Source organism: Thiobacillus sp. (assembly GCF_024708915.1).
The window spans coordinates 1-5,064 of sequence record NZ_JANJXQ010000248.1 but is presented as its reverse complement, the minus strand read 5'-3'; the positions used below and the strand labels follow the sequence as shown (position 1 = coordinate 5,064).

The 5,064-nt window shown below is 66.0% G+C and carries 6 protein-coding genes; 4 read left to right on the top strand and 2 right to left on the bottom strand.

The features are described 5' to 3' along the window. The 3 genes from Q0L94_RS16905 to Q0L94_RS16895 form a co-directional block, all read left to right on the top strand. Positions 1 to 472 (top strand): PhoH family protein (locus tag Q0L94_RS16905; protein ID WP_296755648.1); only part of this gene is annotated, 472 nt, incomplete at its 5' end. Continuing rightward, positions 429 to 926, top strand: coding sequence for an rRNA maturation RNase YbeY (gene ybeY / locus Q0L94_RS16900; RefSeq protein ID WP_296755646.1), 498 nt, complete (start codon positions 429 to 431; stop codon positions 924 to 926). The genes Q0L94_RS16905 and ybeY, both read left to right, overlap by 44 nt. A gap of 12 nt (positions 927 to 938) precedes the next feature. Then, positions 939 to 1,793: a transporter associated domain-containing protein gene (locus tag Q0L94_RS16895; RefSeq protein ID WP_296755643.1), complete on the top strand. Its 855-nt coding sequence runs from the start codon at positions 939 to 941 to the stop codon at positions 1,791 to 1,793. A gap of 98 nt (positions 1,794 to 1,891) precedes the next feature. Here the strand turns inward: Q0L94_RS16895 and Q0L94_RS16890 are convergent, their stop codons facing one another. Continuing rightward, positions 1,892 to 3,037, bottom strand: a complete 1,146-nt coding sequence (locus tag Q0L94_RS16890) for an SAM-dependent methyltransferase (protein WP_296755641.1) — start codon at positions 3,035 to 3,037, stop codon at positions 1,892 to 1,894. 56 nt (positions 3,038 to 3,093) lie between these two features. Here Q0L94_RS16890 and Q0L94_RS16885 point away from each other — a divergent pair, with 56 nt between their 5' ends. Beyond that, entirely contained in the window at positions 3,094 to 3,834 is a 741-nt protein-coding gene (locus Q0L94_RS16885; protein WP_296755638.1) for a pteridine reductase, read from the top strand. 207 nt (positions 3,835 to 4,041) lie between these two features. Here Q0L94_RS16885 and Q0L94_RS16880 read toward each other — a convergent pair whose 3' ends face one another. Continuing rightward, a complete protein-coding gene (locus Q0L94_RS16880; RefSeq protein ID WP_296755635.1) occupies positions 4,042 to 4,662 on the bottom strand; it encodes a polymer-forming cytoskeletal protein in 621 nt (206 codons plus the stop codon). Positions 4,663 to 5,064: the final 402 nt, after the last annotated feature.

Below are 5,064 nucleotides of genomic sequence, written 5' to 3'. Positions count from 1 at the left end.
AGAAGCCGGCGAGCGCCTCGGTTTCCTGCCGGGCGACCTGACGCAGAAGGTCGATCCGTATCTGCGTCCGCTGTACGATGCACTTTACGATCTGATGGGCTTCGACAAGGTGACGCGGCTGATCGAGCGCCACGCCATCGAAGTGGCGCCGCTCGCCTTCATGCGCGGACGCACGCTCAACCACGCCTTCATCATCCTCGACGAGGCGCAGAACACCACCCCCGAGCAGATGCAGATGTTCCTCACCCGCATCGGCTTCGGCGCGCGCGCCGTCGTCACCGGCGACCCGACCCAGATCGACCTGCCCAAGCACGTGAAGTCGGGGCTGACGGATGCGGCCGAGGTGCTGGGCGAGGTGCGCGGCATCGCCTTCACCCACTTCCAGTCCGAAGACGTGGTGCGTCATCCGCTGGTCGGCCGCATCGTCGATGCCTACGCCGCGCGCCGCGCGCAAACCGATGGCCGACCCTGACCCCGAATTACGGCTGGCGGTGCAGTTCGCCAGCGCCGCTGCCGAACTGCCGGCGCGCGCGCAAATCCGCCGCTGGGTCGCTGCCGCGCTGGAGCATGCCGCCGAGATCACGGTGCGCATCGTCGACGCCGAGGAGGCGCAGTCGCTCAACCAAGACTACCGCGACAAGGCCTACGTGCCCAACGTACTGACTTTCGAATACGGCGAGCTGCCCGTGAACGAATCCGGCGCCCGGGTGCTCGGCGGCGACGTGGTGATCTGCGCGCCGGTGGTCGAGCGCGAGGCGCGCGAACAGGGCAAGCCGCTGCAGCATCATTACGCCCACATGACCGTCCACGGCGTGCTCCATCTGCAAGGCTACGACCACATCGACCCTCATGATGCCGACATCATGGAATCGCGCGAAGCCGCTATACTGAAGCGGTTCCGCATCCCCAATCCCTATTCGTCCTGAGTTTTTGCCCACATGGAGTCCGACAGTAGTCCCAAGCCGAGTTTGCTTGAGCGCATTTCCCACTGGCTGATGCGCGAACCCGAAGACCGTGAGCAGTTGATCGAACTGCTGCACGGCGCCTACGAAAACAGTCTGATGGATGCCGACGCCCTGGCGATGATCGAGGGCGTGCTGCAGGTGTCCGAAATGCGGGTCAGCGAAATCATGATCCCGCGCGCGCAGATGGAAGTCGTCGACATCAACGACGCACCGGAAATCTTCATTCCGCATGCCATCGAAACCGCGCACTCGCGCTTTCCGGTCATCGACCGGGACCGCGACGACGTCATCGGCATCCTGCTGGCGAAAGACCTGCTGCGCCACTACGCCGAGGCCGACGCCGACATCCGCGGCATGCTGCGCCCGGCGGTGTTCATCCCCGAGTCGAAGCGGCTCAACGTGCTGCTGAAGGAGTTCCGCTCCAGCCGCAACCACATCGCCATCGTCGTCGACGAATACGGCGGCGTCGCCGGGCTGGTGACGATCGAGGACGTGCTCGAGCAGATCGTCGGCGACATCGAGGACGAATACGACTTCGACGAGACCGAGGACAACATCATCCGCGAAACCGAAGGCGTGTTCCGCGTCAAGGCCGCCACCGAGATCGACGACTTCAACCAGGCCCTCGGCGCGCATTTCTCCGACGAGGAATTCGACACCGTCGGCGGCCTCGTCGTGTCGCGTTTCGGCCACCTGCCCAAGCGCGGCGAATCGGTGAAATTCGACGGCTTCAATTTCAGTATCCTGCGTGCCGACAGCCGCCGCCTGTACGCGGTGCGCGTCACCCGCCTGCCGCCGGAAGCAGAGGCGCAGCTGCCGCTGGTTTAAGGTTTTTTGTGGGAGCGGCGCCCCCGCCGCGATTTTCGGGCATCGCCCTCATCGGGCCGGACACCTGAGGGCATAAAGGCGCCCCTCCTACGATCCGGCTACAGCGTGTGCCGCCGGTCGCCACGGGCGAAGCCGGCCAGCGCTGGTATGGGCCCCTTGCCGAAACCGATCACCTTGAACAGCTCGCCCATTTCGGCCGGCGACACCAGCCGCTGCACCGCATTCGCCTGCGGCAGGTAGGCTGCCGCGTCGGCGGGCGATGTCTGCATCAGCAGTTCGGCGAGGCCGCCGTTCAGCAGAAAACCCGCTTGGCTGGTGTAGCCGGCGAGTGTCAGCCCCGCCGCCGTTCCCGCCCGCGCCGCCGCGCTGAAATCGACGTGCGCAGTGAGATCGGCGAGGCCCGGCAGGTAGAACGGATCGTCCAGCGCGTGATGGCGGTAATGCGCGCGCAGCGTGCCCATGTGGCGTTGCGGGTGGTAGTACTCGGCGGCGGCAAAGCCGTAGTCGATCAGCAGGAGCAGGCCGTGGTCGAGTACTTTTCCGAGCGACGCGATCAGCGCATCGGTCGCCAGGTTGATCTCGGAGAGATAGCCGGGCGCCAGGTTCAGCGCCTCGGCGCGGGCGCGCAGCGCGGGGTCGGCGATGGCACGGTCCTGCCAGGCGAACGCCTCGCCTTCTGGCACCACGCCGCGCACCAGCGGCCCGCTCTCCGTCCAGTGCACCAGTTCCACCGGCAGCGCGTCGAGCACCTCGTTGCCGAGGATGGCGCCGCTGAAATGCGCCGGCAGTTCGTCCAGCCACTGCACCCGCTCGCGCAGACGAGGCCGTTCGCGCGCAATCATGCGTTGCTGGCGTTCGCGCAGGTCGGCGCTCACCTCCAGGATGCAATAGCGGGCCGGCACTGCGCCAAGCCGCTCCAGTTCGCCCAGCAGGTCGACCGCCAGCCGCCCGCTGCCGGCGCCCAGTTCCAGCACCTCGCCGCCGCGCTCTGCCAACAGCGGCGCGATCGCATGCGCCAGCGTGCGGCCGAACAGCGGCGTGAGTTCCGGCGCGGTGACGAAGTCACCCGCCATACCGAATTTCATGGCACCGGCGGCGTAGTAGCCGAGACCTGGCGCATACAGCGCGGCGGCCATGTATCGCGAGAACGGGATCCAGCCGCCGGCATTTTCGATCAGCGTGCGCAGATGCGCGGCGACACGCCGGCTGTGGGCGAGGGCGTCGGGAGGGGGGGCGGGCAGCATGCGGCGGGACAGTTCGGGGATAATGCGGAATCGAGTGACTATAAGGGCGAACCCCGATGCAAGGCAAAATCGTATTGATTACCGGCGGGGCCCGGCGGGTAGGGGCGGCGTCGGCGCGCCTGCTGCACGCGGCCGGCGCCCAGCTGATGATCCACTACCGCAGCTCGGCCACCGAGGCGCGCGTGCTGCAGGACGAACTCAATGCCATCCGCCCCGACTCGGTGGCCCTGATCCAGGCCGACCTGCACGACACCGGCGGTCTGCCCGGTCTGGTCCACCAGACCGTCGCCACCTTCGGCGGACTCGACGTGCTGCTCAACAATGCGTCGAGTTTCTATCCCACTCCGGTCGGCGACATTACCGAGAAGGACTGGGTCGATTTAATGGGCAGCAATCTCAAGGCGCCGATGTTCCTGTCGCAGGCCGCCGCCCCCGAGTTGAAGAAACGCTGCGGCTGCATCATCAACATCACCGACATCCACGCCGACCGTCCGATGAAAAGCTACGTCGTCTATTCCGTCGCCAAGGCCGGCCTGGTCGGGCTCACCAAGTCGCTGGCGCGCGAGCTGGCGCCCGAAGTGCGCGTCAACGGCATCGCGCCGGGGCCGGTCATGTGGCCCGAGGGCGACTCGAATTTCGACGAGGTCTCGCGCCAGCGCATTGTCTCGCACACCATGCTGAAACGCGCCGGCGATCCCAGCGACATTGCGCTGGCGGTGCGCTTCTTCGCGATGGATACGCATTACGTGACGGGGCAGATCCTGGCGGTCGACGGCGGGCGCAGCGCGAAACTTTAGCCGGCGCCGCAGCCTGCAGTCTCGTCATGGCCAGCACCCGGTAGAGCATCAGCGCCGCGAGGCGGTTCAGCTCGCCGTCCGCCCACACCGCGCGCAGGCGCGATGCCACCCTGCGCGAGCCGAAGCGCAGGAGGTTACGGTCCGGCCCCCGGCCTTGCTTCGACACTGTCGCTTGCCAACGACAGCGCACGCTTCCCGCGGATCGGGTCAAGCCTGCCGCCTCTGGCCGCGGGCGGCGAACGCAGAGCCGGGCTGGGCCTGCTCCAGCGCCGGTGTCTTTTCCTCGTCTGCTTCGGGCGCCGGGGTCTGCGTGGCGCTGTCCGCAAGCTTGGCCAGGCTGGGGCCGGCGGAATGCATCGCCATGTTTCCGGAAATGACGCCGCCTTCCTCGACCATCAGCGCGCCGTAGCGGATCGTGCCGTTGACCCGGCCGGTGGCATACACCACCAGGCGCTTGCGGGCGGTCAGTTCGCCCTCGAAGGTGCCGCGCACTTCCGCCACGTCGATCTCGGCCTTGCCTGAAAATATGCCGCCTTCGGCGATACGGATGTCGCGGCTGTTCATCGAGGCTTCCACGCGGCCTTCCACCACCAGGATCTCGCAATCGGTGATTTCGGAGCCTTTCAGCTTGATGTTGGGGCCGACGATGAGCTTGCTGCCCTCGTCGTTGCGCGTGGATTTGGCAGCCTGCGGCAGGGTTTCCTCGCGGACCGCCTCGGCCGGCCTGGGGGATTCGGCCGGTTTGGCCGGGTAGCCGGTATGGCCCGGCCGGGCCGCGTCGTTTCTGGAATTGCCGGGATTGCCGGAATGCATGAAGGTCTTGAGCATGGGATGGGTCTCTTTCGATGCTGGGTTATATGGCTGGGTTGTAAAACGCTCTGGTGTGGTTGCGGCCGGAACGGGTCGCAGGGGGCAATTAGCAATACGTGCGCCAGCAGTGAAAATTCTTTTATAAACAGCAAGATAAAGAGTCGGACGGAAGCGGGTCCGAGGCAAAAACGGGGTCAAGTGTCGCTCAATGGCGACAGCGTATCCGGCGGGTTTGAATGATTCCTCGATAAAACAGCAAGATAGGAAGGATTGTGCGTGTCGCCCGATGGCGACATGCAACAGATATCGGCGGGCAGAATGGGTTCGGTGCGCTTGCGGGAAGTCGAGGCCGTGGCCGCGCTGGTGTGAAATTCAGCGCCTATATCGTCTCGCGCACACTTCCCCGGCTGACGCTTTCGC